Origin of the sequence: Gordonia polyisoprenivorans (assembly GCF_017654315.1) — a bacterium.
GTDB classification, from domain to species: Bacteria; Actinomycetota; Actinomycetes; order Mycobacteriales; family Mycobacteriaceae; genus Gordonia; species Gordonia polyisoprenivorans_A.
On record NZ_CP072203.1, the window covers coordinates 2,630,425 to 2,647,189 of the forward strand.

Annotated in this window: 16 protein-coding genes; 12 read left to right on the forward strand and 4 right to left on the reverse strand. The window is 67.9% G+C overall.

The genetic code is table 11. The features are described 5' to 3' along the window. Positions 1-11: 11 nt before the first annotated feature. Positions 12-833 carry a hypothetical protein gene (locus J6U32_RS11855; protein WP_208795614.1) on the forward strand — a complete coding sequence of 274 codons (822 nt, stop codon included), beginning with the start codon at positions 12-14 and terminating at the stop codon, positions 831-833. Further along, positions 833-2,431 carry a DNA polymerase Y family protein gene (locus J6U32_RS11860; RefSeq protein ID WP_208795615.1) on the forward strand — a complete coding sequence of 533 codons (1,599 nt, stop codon included), beginning with the start codon at positions 833-835 and terminating at the stop codon, positions 2,429-2,431. Before J6U32_RS11855 ends, J6U32_RS11860 begins: the two co-directional genes overlap by 1 nt. An 11-nt stretch (positions 2,432-2,442) precedes the next feature. Here the strand turns inward: J6U32_RS11860 and J6U32_RS11865 are convergent, their stop codons facing one another. Further along, complete coding sequence (locus J6U32_RS11865; protein ID WP_208795616.1) at positions 2,443-3,540, reverse strand: alanine racemase; 1,098 nt, start codon at positions 3,538-3,540, stop codon at positions 2,443-2,445. Beyond that, the gene (locus J6U32_RS11870) at positions 3,537-5,465 is read right to left on the reverse strand and encodes an SDR family oxidoreductase (RefSeq protein WP_208796077.1); all 1,929 of its coding nucleotides are present in this window, start codon (positions 5,463-5,465) and stop codon (positions 3,537-3,539) included. Before J6U32_RS11870 ends, J6U32_RS11865 begins: the two co-directional genes overlap by 4 nt. Before the next feature lie 234 nt (positions 5,466-5,699). Here J6U32_RS11870 and J6U32_RS11875 point away from each other — a divergent pair, with 234 nt between their 5' ends. From J6U32_RS11875 to J6U32_RS11910, 8 genes are all read left to right on the forward strand, one after another. Then, entirely contained in the window at positions 5,700-6,272 is a 573-nt protein-coding gene (locus J6U32_RS11875) for a TetR/AcrR family transcriptional regulator (protein ID WP_244332833.1), read from the forward strand. A gap of 82 nt (positions 6,273-6,354) precedes the next feature. Then, the gene (locus J6U32_RS11880) at positions 6,355-7,950 is read left to right on the forward strand and encodes a carboxylesterase/lipase family protein (protein WP_208795618.1); all 1,596 of its coding nucleotides are present in this window, start codon (positions 6,355-6,357) and stop codon (positions 7,948-7,950) included. Next, complete coding sequence (locus J6U32_RS11885) at positions 7,917-8,246, forward strand: hypothetical protein (RefSeq protein WP_208795619.1); 330 nt, start codon at positions 7,917-7,919, stop codon at positions 8,244-8,246. Before J6U32_RS11880 ends, J6U32_RS11885 begins: the two co-directional genes overlap by 34 nt. Before the next feature lie 105 nt (positions 8,247-8,351). Then, positions 8,352-8,873, forward strand: a complete 522-nt coding sequence (locus tag J6U32_RS11890; RefSeq protein WP_208795620.1) for a glyoxalase superfamily protein — start codon at positions 8,352-8,354, stop codon at positions 8,871-8,873. 176 nt (positions 8,874-9,049) lie between these two features. Further along, positions 9,050-9,625, forward strand: a complete 576-nt coding sequence (gene def / locus J6U32_RS11895) for a peptide deformylase (protein WP_208795621.1) — start codon at positions 9,050-9,052, stop codon at positions 9,623-9,625. Positions 9,626-9,679: 54 nt separating this feature from the next. Continuing rightward, entirely contained in the window at positions 9,680-12,937 is a 3,258-nt protein-coding gene (locus tag J6U32_RS11900) for an error-prone DNA polymerase (RefSeq protein WP_208795622.1), read from the forward strand. Positions 12,938-13,037: 100 nt separating this feature from the next. Further along, positions 13,038-13,265 carry a DUF167 domain-containing protein gene (locus J6U32_RS11905; RefSeq protein ID WP_208795623.1) on the forward strand — a complete coding sequence of 76 codons (228 nt, stop codon included), beginning with the start codon at positions 13,038-13,040 and terminating at the stop codon, positions 13,263-13,265. Positions 13,266-13,490: 225 nt separating this feature from the next. After that, on the forward strand, positions 13,491-13,940 hold the full coding sequence (locus J6U32_RS11910) for a hypothetical protein (protein ID WP_014359506.1): 450 nt from the start codon (positions 13,491-13,493) through the stop codon (positions 13,938-13,940). Between the two features lie 16 nt (positions 13,941-13,956). On the opposite strand, the gene J6U32_RS11915 is transcribed toward J6U32_RS11910, so the two are convergent. Next, a complete protein-coding gene (locus J6U32_RS11915) occupies positions 13,957-14,421 on the reverse strand; it encodes a tRNA (cytidine(34)-2'-O)-methyltransferase (protein WP_208795624.1) in 465 nt (154 codons plus the stop codon). Positions 14,422-14,426: 5 nt separating this feature from the next. Continuing rightward, a complete protein-coding gene (locus J6U32_RS11920) occupies positions 14,427-15,428 on the reverse strand; it encodes a serine/threonine dehydratase (RefSeq protein ID WP_208795625.1) in 1,002 nt (333 codons plus the stop codon). Positions 15,429-15,490: 62 nt separating this feature from the next. Here J6U32_RS11920 and J6U32_RS11925 point away from each other — a divergent pair, with 62 nt between their 5' ends. Together J6U32_RS11925 and J6U32_RS11930 are read left to right on the forward strand one after the other, a co-directional pair. After that, positions 15,491-16,381, forward strand: a complete 891-nt coding sequence (locus tag J6U32_RS11925; RefSeq protein ID WP_208795626.1) for a bifunctional methylenetetrahydrofolate dehydrogenase/methenyltetrahydrofolate cyclohydrolase — start codon at positions 15,491-15,493, stop codon at positions 16,379-16,381. Then, positions 16,378-16,701, forward strand: coding sequence for a DUF3017 domain-containing protein (locus tag J6U32_RS11930; RefSeq protein ID WP_208795627.1), 324 nt, complete (start codon positions 16,378-16,380; stop codon positions 16,699-16,701). The genes J6U32_RS11925 and J6U32_RS11930 overlap by 4 nt, the downstream gene beginning before the upstream one ends. Positions 16,702-16,765: the final 64 nt, after the last annotated feature.

Below are 16,765 nucleotides of genomic sequence, written 5' to 3' on the forward strand. Positions count from 1 at the left end.
AGGGGTGTGTCATGAGTGTGGTGCCACTGGATCGGGGTGGGCGAGAAGGGTCGGGACGTGCGGATTCCGATACCCTCGACTCCCTGCGCCGAAAGATGGCGGTGATGTCGGGGATGCCCGACAGACGCTCGGTACAGCCTGGGCCGGCCGAGGTCTTTGCCTTACCGGACGCCATTGCAGACCTGTTGCCCCGCAGCGGAATCGGGAAGGACGGGAGCTCCGGACAGCACGGGATCGCCCGGGGCACGGTGGTCGGTTACCGGGGTGCGCGGTCGCTGCTGATGGCGATGATCGCCACCCTCACGCAGGCGGGACACCAGGTGGGCATTGTCGGGATGCCGCGCCTGAATCTGCTCGCCGCGGTGGAGATGGGCGCTGATCTGCGTCGGATCGCGGTGGTCCCGGACCCGGGTATCGACCCGGTGGAAGTGGCCGCGGTACTGCTCGACGGCATGGACGTGGTCGTGGTGGGGCTGCGCGGGATCACCGTCGCCCCCTCGCGGAGCCGGGTGGTCGGGGGCCGTGCGCGCCAACAGGGTTCGTCGCTGGTGGTCGTCGACGGCGACTGGCCCGGCGCCCACACCCGGATGGATGCGCGGGTGATCGGTTATCGACACGGCCCGGAGGCCGCTGATCTCGCCGGTGCCCATCGCGGCTACGGACGGGTCGGTGGCATGCGGCTGCAGATCGTCGTCGGTGGTCGCGACCATCGCCGACGTTCCGCCGAGATCGACGTCACCGCAGGCGGATTCGGCGACGACGCGGTACACATCCGACGGGTGGGGCCGTCGGTGTCGGTGGCCGCCGACGCGCCCGGTGCGGTGGCCAACTGATGGCCGCGCAGGCGCGGGTGCTGGCGCTGTGGTGTCCGGACTGGCCCGCCACGGCAGCCGCCGCCGATGCCGATCTGCCGCCCCGACACCCGGTGGCGGTGCTGCACGCCAATCGTGTGATCGCCTGCTCGGCCCCGGCGCGGGCGCTCGGGGTGCGGCGGGGGATGCGTAAACGGCAGGCGCAATCGGTGTGTCCGGAGATGACGGTCGTCACCGCCGACGAACATCGGGACGGCCGGTTGTTCGAGCCGGTGGCCGCCGCGGTCGCCGACCTGGTCCCGGCAATGGAGGTGGTGCGGCCCGGGTTGGTGGTCCTGCGGCTGTCGGGAGCGGCCCGGGTGTTCGGGGGAGAGGCCGAACTCGCCGAGGAACTCATCGACCGGGTCTCCGCGTGCGGGGTGGAGTCGCAGGTCGGCGTCGCCGACGAACTGTTCACCGCGGTTCTGGCCGCGCGCACTGGACACAGTGTGCCGCCCGGCGGCGATCGTGAGCACCTGGCGGATCGGCCGATCACCGACCTCGCGGCCGAACCCTCCCTGTGCGGGCCCGGCCGCACCGAGTTGGTCGATCTGCTCCGCAGGCTCGGCCTACGGACCATCGGGGCGTTCGCCGCGATGGCGGCGTCCGACGTCGCCACGAGATTCGACGCCGACGCGGTCATCGCACATCGGCAGGCCACCGCCCAGCCGGGCCGTCCGCCCTCGACGCAGGCGCTGCCGGAAGACCTGGTGATCGAGTACCCGTGCGACCCGCTGATCGATCGGATCGACGCGGCCGCCTTCGCCGGCCGCCGGATCGCCGAACTGCTACATCGGCGTCTCGTCGATGCGTCGGTGGCCTGCACCAAGTTGATGGTGGAAGCGATCACCGAACGCGGACAGCGTCATTCGCGAACCTGGAGATGCGGCCAACCGCTCACGGCGTCGGCGACCGCCGACCGTATCCGCTGGCAACTTGAGGGATGGATGACCAGTGGTCGTACCCGGGGCTCCGGCGACGCGCGGCCGGATTCGCCGATCGCGGTCCTACGGCTGGTGCCCGTCGAGGTCGTCGACGCCGGAATGTTGCAGCACGCGTTGACCGGTGCCGGGCTGCCCGGCGAACCGGAACTGACCGAACGAGCGCGCCGCAGCATGGAGCGGGTACAGGGCCTGCTCGGCGGCGATGCGGTGCGCATACCCGTGCTCAGCGGTGGACGCGGTCCCGCCGAACAGATCTCGATGATCACCCTCGGCGAAGACCCGGTGCCCGGGCGCGACCCGGAGGTGCCCTGGCCGGGCCGTCTGCCCCAACCGGCACCGACGATGTCGTCCGACGCGCCGGTCGAGGTGATCGATCCCGCGGGAGAGCCGGTGCAGGTCACCCCGCGAGGCGCGTTCACCGCCGAACCGACGATGGTCCGGATGCCCGAACCCTCCCGGCAGGGCTGGGAGGTGCGGTGGTGGGCCGGGCCGTGGCCGGTCGGTCTGGAACCTGTCGGCCCGGAATCGGGGCATGAGGCGATCAGTGCCCGCGCACAGGTGTTGCTCGACGACTCCCGCGCGTTGCTGCTGTGCTACCGCTCCGGCGGCTGGGTGGTGGAGGGGGTCTACGACTGAGCGAGCTGGCTTCAGCTGTTGCGGCCGCGGGCGGCGACGCGCCACGACAGTGAGTGTTCCCCTTGGCCTTTCACGATCAGGTCATCGACGAGGTTCACGGCCGTGCACACGTGGTTGGGGATCACCTCGATCCGGTCTCCCGGATCGGGGATACTCGCCGGCCCCTCGGGGTCGTCATCCTCGGGGTAGTCGATGGTGGCGTGATGTTCCGACAACGCGGTGATCCGGGCTCGCGGGGAGTCGAGGACATGCCCGAAACCCGTTGCCCACCCAGGCCGGTCGGCGCCGAGGATCTTGCTGCCGGCATCGACGATCACCCGCGACCGCGATCGGTGGACCACCGTGGTGACCGCGGTCAGCGCCACCTCGTCGACGGTGGCGCTGCCCAACTCGACCTGCTGGGCGTCGTTGAACGGGTAGACACCTGGCCGGATCTCAGTGAGAGCTCCGGCCTCGGCGAACTCGACCGTCGGGGTCGATCCGCCACTGATCACCCGGGGATCGATACCATTGTCGCGCAACGACGCTGCCGCGTCGCGCAACGCCACCGCCTCGGCGGCGCCGGCCTCGGCGCGCGCCGTTCCCGGACCGTATCCGTGTCCGGGGAAGGTGAACACACCCACCACGTCGAGGCCCGCGGCAGCGGCCGCTGCCGCCACGGGCCCGGCCCGTTCGGCCGCCACCCCGGTGCGGTGATGTCCGGAATCGATCTCCACGAGCACCTCGAGATGTGTATCGGCTCGTGCGACCTCGGCGGCGAGGCGGTGTGCTCCGGCGATCGAGTCGACACCCACACGCATCGACACCGTGCGGGCGAGTTCGCTTAACCGCGCACCCGTGTGGGCGGTCACCCACAGCGGGTAGGCGATGAACAGATCGCGACACCCGGTTTGTTCGGCCGCGGCCGCGAACACCTCGGCCTCACCGATGGTTGCCACCGTCAGACCCGTGGCACCGCAGCCGATCTGGAGCTGAGCGATCTCGATGCACTTGTGGGTCTTGGCATGTGGGCGCAATGCCACGCCGAGGTCGGCACAGCGCCGCGCCATGGCCGTGAGGTTGGACTCCAGGCGAGCGAGATCGACTGCCAGATACGGGGTATCGATCACGGGGTGTCACCGGCCACGGCATTCTCCAGAGCGGCCGCCGACTCGCGGCTGAGGAGATAGTCCTGATGCATGATCCGGGTGGTCAAGCGCGGGGCGAAACGGTGGCCCAGGTCGGCGAGGTCACCCAGTGGTGTCGACACCCGTTGTGGCCGGCGCAGAATCGCTTCCAGCACGCGCGAGGCACCCTTGTCGACCGACCACACCCCGGCCGAGTCCCGGTACTGCTCGGTCGGCGCGATCATGCGTGTCCGAACCAGCGGGAGCCGCACATGGGAGACCGTCACGTGATCGGACAAGGTCTCGGCGGCGACCGAATCGCTGAACGCCTCCAGTGCCGCCTTCGACGCCGCGTACGCGCCGAACCGGGCGCCGCGCGCCTGCACGGCGATCGAGGTGACGTTGACGATGTGGCCACTGCCGCGTTCGACCATATGCGGCAGCAACGCCAGCACCAGATTGACCGCACCGAAGTAGTTGACCGCCATCACTCGGTGATAGTCGTGGGAGCGATCGACGGCGTTGATGGTCGCCCGACGGATGGAACGGCCGGCATTGTTGACCAGGATATCGACGTGACCGTGGTCGACGATGACGGTCTTCACCATGGCGCGCACCGACTCCTCGTCGGTGATGTCACAGACGAACGGGAACGCCTGTCCGCGAGGGAGTCCGGGCTTGGGTGTTGCCGAATTCACCTCGAGTGCCGTGGATTCCAGCTCCTCGGCGTGACGCGCCACGATCAGCGCCGTGGCACCTCGCTCGACGCACATGCGGGCGGTGGCCTTGCCGATACCGGACGAGCCGCCGGTGATCAGGACGACCTTGCCGACGAGCGGACCGCGCGGGTCGGATCGCCGATGACGCGCCGGGTCGAGTGCGCGCTCCCAGTACCGCCAGAGCAAGGGCGCGTAGTCGTCGAATTCCGGTGGGCGAATCCCGAATCGGGCCAGCCGTGCGATGGTCAGGTCGGAGCGGAACGTCACGGGCAGGTCCATGCCGTCGAGCAGGGCGGGTGGGATACCGACCTGGCGGGCGATGAGGTTGCGGCCGAGGCGTAACGGGGGAGTGCCGGCCAACGACGTGGCGCGTCCGACGATCTGGTGGGGGATCGCGTTGATGCCCTTGGGGGCTCGCAGGGATGGGGCCAGCGCGTTGTACATCTCGGTGATCGACACTTCGCGGCGGTCCCCGAGGTGATACACCCGGCCGCCGGATTCCGGGTCGAGACCGATCAGGGCGACGAGGGCGTCGACCACATAGTCCACCGGCACCATGTTGATGCGTCCGAGGTCGGGAAACGGGAGACGCAGTGCCGCAGGTAGTTTCCCCAGCAGGCGAAGATGGCCGAAGAAGTAGTACGGGCCGTCGATCTTGTCCATCTCGCCGGTACGGGAGTCGCCGACCACCACCGACGGGCGATACACACGCCAGCGCAAACCCGCACGCTCGCGAATGACCTTCTCGGCCTCGAATTTGGTGCGGTGGTAGGGCGTCGGGAAGGACTGGCCCAGATCGAAGTCTTGCTCGGTGAACTCGCCCGCGTGATCACCGGCCACCGCGATCGACGAGATGTGATGGCACATCGCATCATGGGCGACGGCGAAGTCCGCGACCCGTGCGGTGCCCTCCACGTTCGCGGCATGCTGGCTGGCCGCGTCGGCTGCCATGTCGTAGATCGCAGCGAGATGGACGACGTGGTCGACCTCGATGTCGTCGTCGACTCCGAGGCCGTCGACGGTGAGATCCCCGATGATCGGGTGGACGCGGTGCGAACCGGGGAAGCTACGCACGGTGTCGACGAACCGGGGCAGGGAGCCCTGGCGGACGAGCGCGTGGATCTGCGCGTCGGGATCGGTTGCGAGTAGTTGTCTGATGACGCGGCGTCCGATGAATCCGCTGCCACCGGTCACAAAGTACGAGGTCACGGTGAACTCCATGTTCGCAGGCTGACGAAAAACACCATTCTTACCGGACAGTAAGATCGGTGTGCTGGTTCACACCCTGTCACTCCGAGCCATCGCAGGCAAGGGTCTGGTGGCTCGCGCGGCGGTCGGTGCGCCACAGGCATAGAGGCTCGCGGATTAATTTTCCACCCCTGGTAAATGATTGCCAGGGGTGGTAGTTTTGCGGTGGTGGCGGCTACTTCCATGATCGCGCGCGTGCGTCGGCAGCAAATGATCGAAGCTGCTGTCGAGGTCATCGACCAGATCGGCGTCAGCCAGGCGTCACTGGTGCGCATCGCACGACAGATGGGTGTCAGCCGCAAGCTGATCACCTATCATTTCGACAGTCGCGCAGCACTTTTCGCGGCGGTTGTCGAGCAGATCTATGATCTCGGCCGCAGTGAGGTCCAGCCAGAGGCCAAAGCGGCGCGGTCACCGGAGGCGATGCTCACGGCGTTCATCCGCGGCAGCATCGCCTTTTACGCTCGCCACGTGCGAGAGATGAGAGTTCTCTCGGCGCTGTATGCGTCCGACGATCCCGACGCCCCGAACCGCGACGAGAGCGATCATCACCGAGAGGAGATGACAGCGGTGGATGCGATCCTCACCGCCGGGCAGGAAGCCGGCCTGTTCCGGACCTTCGACGTGGGGCTGGCCGCCGATCTCGTGCGCGTCACGCTCGACCTCGGGCTGCGTCGGATCATCGCCGGCGATCCGCCGGCGGCGGTGGCCGAGGAACTCGACCGATTCGTGCTGCCGGGGCTACGCGCCGAGCAGTCGCGGATCTGACCACGCGGATCTGACCACCGCGGATTCGACACCCGCAGATTCTCAGCCCACGGAGGGCGACATGACACAGTGCCTGAGACGAATGAGTTCGACCATCACGCTGCTCGCCGTCATCATCGTCGGCGGTGTGGCGTGCACGAGCACCGATGACTCCACACATGCTGCGCCGCTGCAGGTGTCGACCAGCAGCGGGACACTGCACGGCCACACGGTCGGGGCCACCCGTCAGTTCACCGGTGTCCGCTATGCCCAAGCGCCCACCGGGGATCGGCGCTGGGCGCCACCGGTCCCGGTGTCGGACCCGAAAGCCGATGTCGACGCCACCGGGGTGGCGCCCCAGTGCCCGCAGGCGGCGACGCCGGTACCGGGGAAGCCGCCGGCCACACAGGGCGAGGACTGTCTGTACCTGAATGTGACCACGCCGCAACGGATTCCCGATGGCTCATCGCTACCGGTGATGGTGTGGTGGCACGGTGGTGGATATGTCAGCGGGTCCGGATCGTCTTACGACGCACAGCGTCTGGCCGACGCCGGTGACGTCGTCGTGGTGACGGTGAACTACCGGTTGGGGATCTTCGGCTATCTCGGACTGCCGGGACTCGCCGGATCCGGTGACTTCGGATTCGCCGATCAGCTCCAGTCGTTGCGCTGGGTACACGACAACGCCCGGGCATTCGGTGGCGATCCCGGCAATGTGACCGTGTTCGGTGAATCGGCGGGCGGCATGTCGGCCTGTGCGGCCCTGACCTCACCGGCCGCCAAGGGACTCATCGACAAGGCCATCATCGAGTCCGGTTCGTGCGCATTGGATTTCCCCACCGGAAGTCTGTTCCCCGGAGTCCCGCAATCACGTCCGTATACGCCCCTCGAACAATCGGAGGCCACCGGTGTGCAGGTCGCGGCATCGCTGGGCTGTGCCGGTGCCGACACCGTGGGTTGTCTTCGGGACCTGCCCGTCGAGAAACTGCTGACCCAGAACGAGACGTTCTCGAACGGACTCGCCTACGGCACCGCGCTGCTGCCCACGAGTCCGGCCACGGCCGTCGCCGACGGCAACACCCTGCGTATCCCGGTCATTACCGGCGGAAACGCCGAAGAGAACGGCGCCTTCACCGCGGGTGCGGTGACGGCAGACCCGCACGCCTACACCGCCGAGTCCTATCCGGCCGACCTACGGGCCGCTTACGGGGACCGGGCACAAGACGTCGCCGCGCGGTATCCGCTGTCGTCGTTCTCGTCGGCGCCGGCCGCACTGGCGCGGGTGTTCACCGATTCGGGCTGGTCCTGCCCGACCCTCCGAGCGGCGCACGACTTGTCCAAACACGCGACGACCTTCACCTACGAATTCGCCGATGCGACAGGGCCGAACGTGAGCGGTGGGGACAATCCGGCAGTGCCCAAGGCGGCTTTTCACGCCGACGAATTGCCGTACCTGTTCGACCTGAACGGCACCAACCTCGTTCCGCATCCTCCCCAGTCCACGCTGTCGGCGGCGATGATCGAATACTGGACGTCGTTCGCGCATTCGGGCACTCCCACGGCCGCCGACCAGCCGCAGTGGCCGTCGGTGTCGGCGGCGAGCGGTCCGGTGCAGTCCTTCGCGGCCGACGGAGTGCACGGCGTCGACTTCCGTGCCGAGCACCAGTGCGACTTCTGGGATTCGGTGCCGATCACATAGTCGCCGACAGCGCTCTCCACGCCGCCGACAGCGCCCTCCATGACGCCGACAGCGCTCTCCACGCCGCCGACAGCGCCCACCACGACGTCGACAGCGCCTTCCACGACGCCGACAGCGCCCCGCGAAGCGCTGTCGCGAGTCTGGAGAGCGCTGTCGCGGTGGGTTCTCGGCTCGCGACGAGGGGCTCGCGAACTGCGTGCTCGTCACATACGCCGGAGATCGGTGACATACTCGGGTACGGCCTGCGGACGCCCGCCTTCTCCAGCGTTCATCCCGGCACGGTGAAGCTCCGCTGACAACACTTTCGAGTCCCGACGAGCTTCATCGGCGGCCCGGCGGCAATGGAGAACCCGACCTTCGATCACTGACGTATCGTCTACCGCCGCACCAGGAGTCGTCTCATGGATAACCACCTCAGCCCCAAGGCCATGGCCGTCACGTTGCGGGCACGCCTCGCAGAATCGGACGTGACGATCACTCATTCGCGCGCGCTCGAAATCGTCGCGGCACAGTTGGGTTTCCGCGACTGGAACACGTGTGCGGCAGCGTCGGAGAGTTTCTCCGATCCCATCACGGTTCCGATTGTGCGCACATTTCCCGGTGACGAGGCCGACCGCTTCTACCTCGACTTCCTCGGGTTCGGTGTGGACTGGGAGCATCGCTTCGAGCCGGGAATGCCCCTTTATCGCCAGGTGTCCCGGCACGGGTGCGTGCTGCATCTGTCCGAGCATCATGGCGATGCCACACCCGGATGTGCGGTGCGCATCCGCGTGCGTGACGCCGCTGCTCTGCAGCGTCGGCTGCATGACAGCACGATCTACCCGTTGCGGATCGGACTCGTCCACGAGCCGGGGCAGGACGAGGTCCGAGTGCCCGATCCCTTCGGCAATCGACTGATCTTCTTCACGCCCACAGGGCAATAGTCGTCTGCGTCGACGGCGCTCGCCCACGCCTCGAGAGCGCTCGGTAAAGCGCTGTCGCGAGTCTGGAGAGCGCTGTCGGCGTTGTCCAGAGCGCTGTCGGCGTGGAGAAGGGCGCTGTCGACGGTGTGCGACGAACCCGGGTGACGGCACGCTCATCAGCGGAGGAAACTGTGTGCATGCCCGTCGATGAATTGCTGAAGATCGGAACCGTGCGCACCATCGTCGCCTGGGGCGATCCGGTGTTGCATCGCGCGGCGCGCCCGGTGACCGACTTCGGCCCGGAATTGCAGACGCTGCTGGCCGACATGTTCGCCACCAACACCGCGGCGTCCGGGGCGGGCCTGGCCGCGGCCCAGATCGGGGTGGACCTCGCGGTCTTCATCTACGACTGCGGCGACGAGACCGGAACGCGACGGACCGGGGTTGTCTGCAATCCCCGCCTCGAACTGCCCGAGGGGCGCGACCGCCGCCTCGTCGACTACGACGAGGGGTGCCTGTCGTATCCGGGCGCGTACGCCACCTTGCCGCGTCCGTCTGTCGCCACCTGCCACGGTGAGGACCAGTTCGGCGAGCCGGTGACGATCACCGCCGGCGGGCTGTTGGGCCGGTGTCTGCAACACGAGACTGATCATCTGGCCGGAATGGTGTTCGGCGATCGGCTCACCGCCCGGGCTCGCAAGGGGCTGCGACGGATGCGCGACGAGGTCGCCGACCGCTACCCCGACGACTGGCCCGTCTCGCCGAAGAGCTGAGGTGTCTAGGCAGCACCAACCACGTAAATCGAACGCATGTTCTATACTCGATGAGTGGGTTGGAATCATGGACCGCCGACCTGGTCGGAGATGGAGCGAGTGCTCTCCGGCCGCTCGCGAGCCGGTGAGCGGCCCGGTGAGTTCTTCGGCCCCGGTGACGGCGGTGACTCCCCGGCATGGTCGCGTAAACGCGGACCCTATGTCGCGCCCGAGATCGATCAGGAACCCTCGGGTGTGCCCTACGCCGAACTGCACGCGCACAGTGCCTACAGCTTTCTCGACGGGGCGTCGATGCCCGAGGAGATGGTCGCCGAGGCGCAGCGCCTCGATCTGAAGGCATTGTCGATCACCGATCACGACGGTTTCTACGGAGTTGTCCGATTTGCCGAGGCCGCAAGGGAATTCGGGATGCCGACGGTCTTCGGCGCCGAGCTGTCCCTGCAGCCCGATGTGGCGCGGACCGGTGTCAACGACCCGCCGGGCGAGCACCTGCTCGTCCTGGCCCGAGACGGAGAGGGCTATCGCAGGCTCTCGCGGCTGATCGCCGACGCGCACATGACCGGCGGCGAGAAGGGTCTGCTGCGCTACGACCCCGACCGCCTGACCGACCATGGCGGTCATTGGCTCGTGCTCACCGGCTGCCGCAAGGGGTCGGTGCGCCGAGCCCTCGAGCGGGGCGGACGCACGGCTGCGCAGAAAGCGCTCGGCGATCTCGTCGACCGTTACGGCCGCGACGGTGTGGCCGTCGAACTCACCGCCACCGGCCAGCCCGACGACGACGAACGCAACGCCGTATTGTCCTCTCTGGCCCGTCTGTTCGCGTTGCCGACGGTGGCCACCACCGGTGCGCATTTCGCCGGTCCGCCCCAGCGACGTCTGGCGATGGCGATGGCCGCGGTTCGCGCCCGCACCGACATCGACACCATCGCCGGGTGGATGCCCGGGGTCGGCGGTGCGCATCTGCGCAGCGGTGACGAGATGGCGCGATTGCTGTCCGCGCATCCGGAGGCCATCGACAACGCGGTGCACATCGCCGGTGACTGTGCCTTCGAATTGGGTTTGATCGCACCGCAATTGCCACCCTTTGACGTGCCCGACGGTCACACCGAGGCCACCTGGCTGCGTCACCTCACGATGACCCGGGCACTCGGCCGATACGGCACGCCCGCCCAACATCCACAGGCCTACCGGCAGATCGAACACGAACTCGCGATCATCGAAACGCTCACGTTCCCCGGCTATTTCCTGGTCGTCGCCGACATCGTCGATTTCTGCAAGAGCACCGACATCCTATGCCAGGGCCGCGGCAGTGCCGCGAACTCCGCGGTCTGTTATGCGTTGGGTATCACCAACGTCGACCCGGTCGCCAACGAGTTGTTGTTCGAACGGTTCCTCGCTCCCGAGCGTGACGGCCCGCCCGACATCGACGTCGACATCGAGTCCGACCGTCGGGAAGAGGCCATCCAGTACGTCTATCGCCGGTACGGCCGTGACTACAGCGCACAGGTGGCCAATGTGATCACCTATCGCGGCAAGTCCTCGATCCGTGACATGGCCCGTGCTCTGGGATATGCACCGGGACAACAGGATGCGTGGGCCAAGATGCCCGACCACGCGCCTGCCGACGTCACGCGTCTGGCGGGTGAGATCGCCGGTATGCCCAGGCATCTGGGTATCCACTCGGGCGGGATGGTGATCTGTGATCGGCCGATCGCCGACGTGTGCCCCACCGAGTGGGCCCGGATGGCCGATCGTAGTGTGCTGCAATGGGACAAAGATGACTGTGCGGCAATCGGTCTGGTGAAATTCGATCTGCTGGGGCTGGGTATGCTCTCGGCGCTGCACTATGCGATCGACCTGGTTGGCGAGCACAAGGGCATCCACGTCGATCTGGCGCAGCTCGATCTCACCGAGGAAGCCGTCTACGACATGCTCTGCCGCGCCGACTCGGTGGGGGTGTTCCAGGTCGAGTCGCGCGCTCAGATGGCCACGTTGCCCCGTCTCAAACCGCGCTGTTTCTACGATCTCGTGGTCGAGGTGGCGCTGATCCGGCCCGGGCCGATTCAGGGCGGGTCGGTGCATCCCTACATCCGCCGCCGTAACGGCGACGAGCCGGTCACCGTCGAACACCCGTCGATGCTCGGGGCTCTCGAACGCACACTGGGGGTTCCGCTGTTTCAGGAGCAACTCATGCAACTCGCGGTGGACGTGGCGGGGTTCGACGCCTCCGAGGCCGATCAGCTGCGCCGGGCGATGGGCTCCAAGCGCTCGCCGGAGAAGATGCAACGGTTGCGTCAACGGTTCTACGAGGGCATGCGCAGCACCCACGGCATCACCGGGCAGGCTGCCGACCACATCTACGAGAAGATGGCGGCCTTCGCCAATTTCGGTTTCCCCGAGAGTCATTCGCAGAGTTTCGCGTCGCTGGTGTTCTATTCGTCGTGGTTCAAGCTGCATCATCCGGCGGCCTTCTGCGCAGCGTTGCTGCGTGCACAACCGATGGGGTTCTACTCACCGCAGTCCCTGGTCGCCGACGCCCGGCGGCACGGGGTGCGGGTACACCGGCCCGACATCAACCGCTCACTCGCCGAGGCGACGTTGGAGAACGCGGGGCTCGAGGTGCGGCTCGGTCTGGCTGCGGTCCGCGGGGTCGGCGAGGAGGTGGCCGAGCGTATCGTGCTCGCCCGCAACGCCGATGGTGATTTCACCGGGGTCACCGACCTGTCCCGGCGTGCCGCGTTGAGCACCCGTCAGCTCGAGGGACTCGCCGGTGCGGGCGCGTTCGACTGCTTCGGGCTGAGCCGACGCCAGGCCCTGTGGGAGGCCGGAGCCGCGTCGAGCGCCCGGGCCGAACACCTCGACCTGCATCAGGCGGCGGCGACCCCGACCCTGCCGGGCCTGTCCGACGTCGAATTGGCCGCGACCGATGCGTGGGCGACCGGGGTGACCCCGACGGCGTACCCCACCCAGTACCTGCGGCCGCGGCTCGACGCACTCGGCGTGATCCCCGCCGACGGGCTGTTGTCGGTACCCGACGGGTCGCGGGTGCTGGTGGGCGGGGCGGTGACCCATCGCCAGCGCCCGGCCACTGCCTCCGGGGTGACCTTCATCAATCTCGAGGACGAGACCGGGATGGTCAATGTCGTCTGCTCGGTGGGCTTGTGGATTCGCCAGCGCGAGCTGGCGACCTCGGCGTCGGCATTACTGGTGCGCGGCAAGGTGCAGAACGCCGAAGGGGCCGTCACCGTGGTCGCGGACCGATTGCAGCGCATGGATCTTCGGGTGGGGACGCGATCGCGGGACTGGCAGTGAGCGGTGCGTGTGGGTCGCCTCGGGCGGCCACACCGGGCATACGGCACAATCGACACCGGGCCTGCGCCGCGGCGGGACGTGACGATTCGAGGGGTGGAGAATGCCACAGCAGGTGGTGGTGACCGTGAAGCCGAACAGTCGGAAGGGTCCGTTGGTGCAGACCGGTCCGGACGGTTCGATCACGATCTACGTGCGCGAGCCCGCCACCGAGGGCAAGGCCAACAAGGCGGTCGCCGAACTTCTCGCCGCCCACCTGGGTGTGCCGAAGTCTCGGGTGAACCTCATCGGCGGCGCGACCTCACGCACCAAACGCTTCCGGGTCTCCTGAGAAGGGTTTCTCGGGTCTCCGCACGCGAGCCGCGGGAAGTGGCATCATCGGGTCATGTCACCCGACAGCTCCCCGTCGCACTCGGAATCTGCGGTGCGGCAACAGGTTACGCAAACCGAAGAATTGCTCCATACCGGAGAATCCGGCTCGGTGCCGAGTGGGCCGGCGCAGCACGCGTACGGGCAGGCCGGTGACGCCGATCTGTCCGCGGCCCGGCTGCCGTGGGTGCGCTTGCGACGGGCGTGGCGCGGGTCGCTGGAGCCCGGCGAACAATCCGCGGTGTTGTCGTGGGCGGCCTTCACCACGACGTTCGTCACCGCGCGCGGCATCACACACTGGATTCGCGCCGGTCACGGTCCCGCCGGCGGTGGAATGAGTCTGGGTGGACACCACTTTCACCACTACAACATCGGAATCGGGTTACTCGGAGCCATCGGTGCCGTCGCGGTGCGTGGAGCCGAACGACACCGTCGCCACCCGGCGACCGCCATCGCCTACGGCACCGGGGTTGGTCTCATCGTCGACGAACTGGCCCTATTGCTCGATCTCGAGGACGTCTATTGGGCCAAGCAGGGCCGCACCAGCGTGGACGCCGCCGTCGCCATCATCGGCGCCGGTGGATTGGCCGTCGCCGGAATGGCCTTCTGGCCGGAGGCGCGCAAAGCGCTGCGCTGAGGAACGTTCGCAGGATTCACTCCGCCCCGTCGAATCCCTGTTGCCGCCATGCCTCATAGACCGCGATACTCGCCGCGTTCGCGAGATTGTGCGAGCGCCGGCCGGCGAGCATCGGGATGCGGACGCGGTCGGTGATCTCCGGCTCGCCGAGAACCTCCTCGGGCAGTCCCGTCGGCTCGGGGCCGAACAGCAGGACGTCGCCGGGACGATAGTCGACGTCGGTGTGATAACGCTGCGCATGTGCGGTGAACGCGAACACGCGCTGCGGCTTGAGTGTCGTCCAGGCCGTGACCAGGTTGGGATGCACTGTCACCGTGGCCATCTCGTGGTAGTCCAAGCCGGCTCGTTTGACCTGGGCGTCGGACATCGAGAACCCGAGTGGCTCGATCAGATGCAGCTCGCATCCGGTGTTCGCGGACAGCCGGATCGCGTTGCCGGTGTTGGGCGGGATACACGGTTGGTAGAACATGATCCGGAACATGGCAGTCATTGTGCCGGGTGCAGGTCGTCGAGCCGGGTGTTGGCCCCGCACAGGACGATGCAGAGCGTGGAATCGGCCGTTGGTTCGACGGCGCCGGTGGTGACCGCGGCGACGGCGGTGGCCGTGCCGTGCTCGATGACGATCCGGAAGCGGTCCCACATCATCCGGCGGGCCGCGACGAGGTCGGCGTCGTCGACGATCACGGAGTCCACGGCCCGGTCGGCGATGGTCGCCCAGCAGATGCCACCGACCCGACTCGCACCCAGCGAATCCGCTGCGATGCTGTCCAACTCGACCGTGACAGGCTCTCCGGCCGTTCGGGCCTGATGCAGACACGAGGCGCCGATCGGTTCGGCCCCGATGAGCCGGTCACCGGGCCGCAGGGTGGCGGCGAGCCCGGCGAGCAGGCCGCCGCCGCCGACACAGGCAACGGTCTGCAACCTGCGTCCCGGGAGGTCCTCGGCCACCTCGAGGCCGATGGTGCCCGCGCCGGCCACGATCGTCGGCAGATCGTAGGCGTGCAACAGCAGTGCGCCGGAGTCGGCGGCCTGCGCCGCGGCGGCGTCGGCGGACTCCTGATACCGAGTGCCGATGAGCCGCACCGTCGCCCCGAGTGAACGCAGCGCCGAGACCTTGACCGCCGGTGCGGTCTCGGGGACCACCACGGTTGCCGGAACATCGACGAGCCGGGCAGCCCACGCCGCACCCAGGGCGGCGTTGCCGCCGGAGGCCACGAGAACCCCGGCCTCGGGCAGAGCATCGCGGGCGTCGGCGTCGAGCACCGCGTTGAGGCTGCCGCGCACCTTGAAGCAGCCACCGAGCTGGGTGTATTCGAGTTTGAACACCACATCGACCGGCCCGCCGACCGTGTCGAGCGTGGTCTCGAGCAGGGGAGTCCGCCGCAGCCGGCCTGCGAGTCGTGCACGAGCGGCCATCACATCGGCAGCGGTGATGGCGCCGGGAGTGGCAGCGTGAGCGTGGTCTGGATCGGGTGCTGCGGGCGACATGAGCGCAGGCTACCGGCCCGGCCGGGCGAGTCGGCGTGGCACGGAATGGAACAATGGTCGGCGTGAGCGCGATACGACTGGACGGCAAGGCCACCCGCGATGAGATCTTCACCGATCTCGCCGCACGAGTGGAGAAGTTGCGCGGCGCGGGAATCACCCCGGGACTCGGCACCATCCTGGTCGGCGACGACCCCGGGTCGCAGTCCTATGTCAAGGGTAAGCACGCCGATTGTGCGCGGATCGGGGTGTCGTCGATCCGCAAGGATCTGCCCGCCGATACGACGACCGAGGACCTCAACGCGGCCATCGACGAACTCAACGCCGACCCCGCCTGCACCGGATACATCGTCCAACTCCCCTTGCCGAAACACCTCGACGAGAATGCTGCGCTCGAGCGTATCGATCCGGCCAAGGACGCCGACGGCCTTCATCCGATCAATCTCGGCCGACTCGTGTTGGGCAAGGAATCGACCCTGCCATGTACGCCGCGGGGGGTCATCCACCTGCTGCGGCGCTACGGCATCGACATCGCGGGCGCGCGGGTCACCGTCATCGGCCGCGGCGTCACCATCGGCAGGCCCATCGGTCTGCTGCTGACGCGGCGCAGTGAGAACGCCACCGTGACCCTGTGCCACACCGGTACGCGCGACCTCGCCGCCGAGGTGGCCCGCGCTGACATCGTCATCGCGGCGGCAGGGGTGCCGCACCTGGTGACCGCCGACATGGTCAAGCCGGGTGCCGCCGTGATCGACGTCGGTGTCAGCCGGACCGAGGACGGTCTGCGCGGCGATGTCGCGCCCGACGTGTGGGATGTGGCCGGGCATGTCTCGCCCAACCCGGGCGGGGTCGGTCCACTCACGCGCGCCTTCTTGCTGGTGAACGTCGTCGAACGCGCCGAGGCTCAGCTCGCGGCGCTCACTGCGGACGGCTCCGTCGGGACCCGTTCGCGATGACCGGCGGCGCCCCTCAACGGGTGGAGCGGTTGCGCCACGTCCGACGGGTGCGCGCCTACGCGGTACAGATTCCCTACCTGCTGGTGCTGTTGGGTGTCGTGGCCGCCGCGGCACTCGTGTTGTTCGATCGCTGGCGTCGCGGAGCGTTCGTCTTCGGCGCGGCGTTGTTGTTCGGCGCGCTCCTGCGCGCGCTGATCCCCACCCCGCGAGCGGGTTTGCTGCAGGTCAGGGGCAAATTCTTCGATGTTGCGGCGATGGCGTCGAGCGGAGCGCTGATCCTCTGGCTGGCGACGTCGATCGACCCGTTGGGCACAGATTGATTACACTGGTGACCAAAGCGTGACATTCGGGGTACCGACCCGACACTCGAACTCCGCTGAGCGG

Bases quoted from the DNA above. Each gene is read 5' to 3' on its own strand.
- J6U32_RS11855 (WP_208795614.1), top strand. From the start codon at position 12: ATGAGTGTGGTGCCACTGGATCGGGGTGGGCGAGAAGGGTCGGGACGT.
- J6U32_RS11860 (WP_208795615.1), top strand. From the start codon at position 833: ATGGCCGCGCAGGCGCGGGTGCTGGCGCTGTGGTGTCCGGACTGGCCC.
- J6U32_RS11880 (WP_208795618.1), top strand. From the start codon at position 6,355: ATGAGTTCGACCATCACGCTGCTCGCCGTCATCATCGTCGGCGGTGTG.
- J6U32_RS11890 (WP_208795620.1), top strand. From the start codon at position 8,352: ATGGATAACCACCTCAGCCCCAAGGCCATGGCCGTCACGTTGCGGGCA.
- def (WP_208795621.1), top strand. From the start codon at position 9,050: ATGCCCGTCGATGAATTGCTGAAGATCGGAACCGTGCGCACCATCGTC.
- J6U32_RS11905 (WP_208795623.1), top strand. From the start codon at position 13,038: ATGCCACAGCAGGTGGTGGTGACCGTGAAGCCGAACAGTCGGAAGGGT.
- J6U32_RS11915 (WP_208795624.1), bottom strand. From the start codon at position 14,421: ATGTTCCGGATCATGTTCTACCAACCGTGTATCCCGCCCAACACCGGC.
- J6U32_RS11920 (WP_208795625.1), bottom strand. From the start codon at position 15,428: ATGTCGCCCGCAGCACCCGATCCAGACCACGCTCACGCTGCCACTCCC.
- J6U32_RS11930 (WP_208795627.1), top strand. From the start codon at position 16,378: ATGACCGGCGGCGCCCCTCAACGGGTGGAGCGGTTGCGCCACGTCCGA.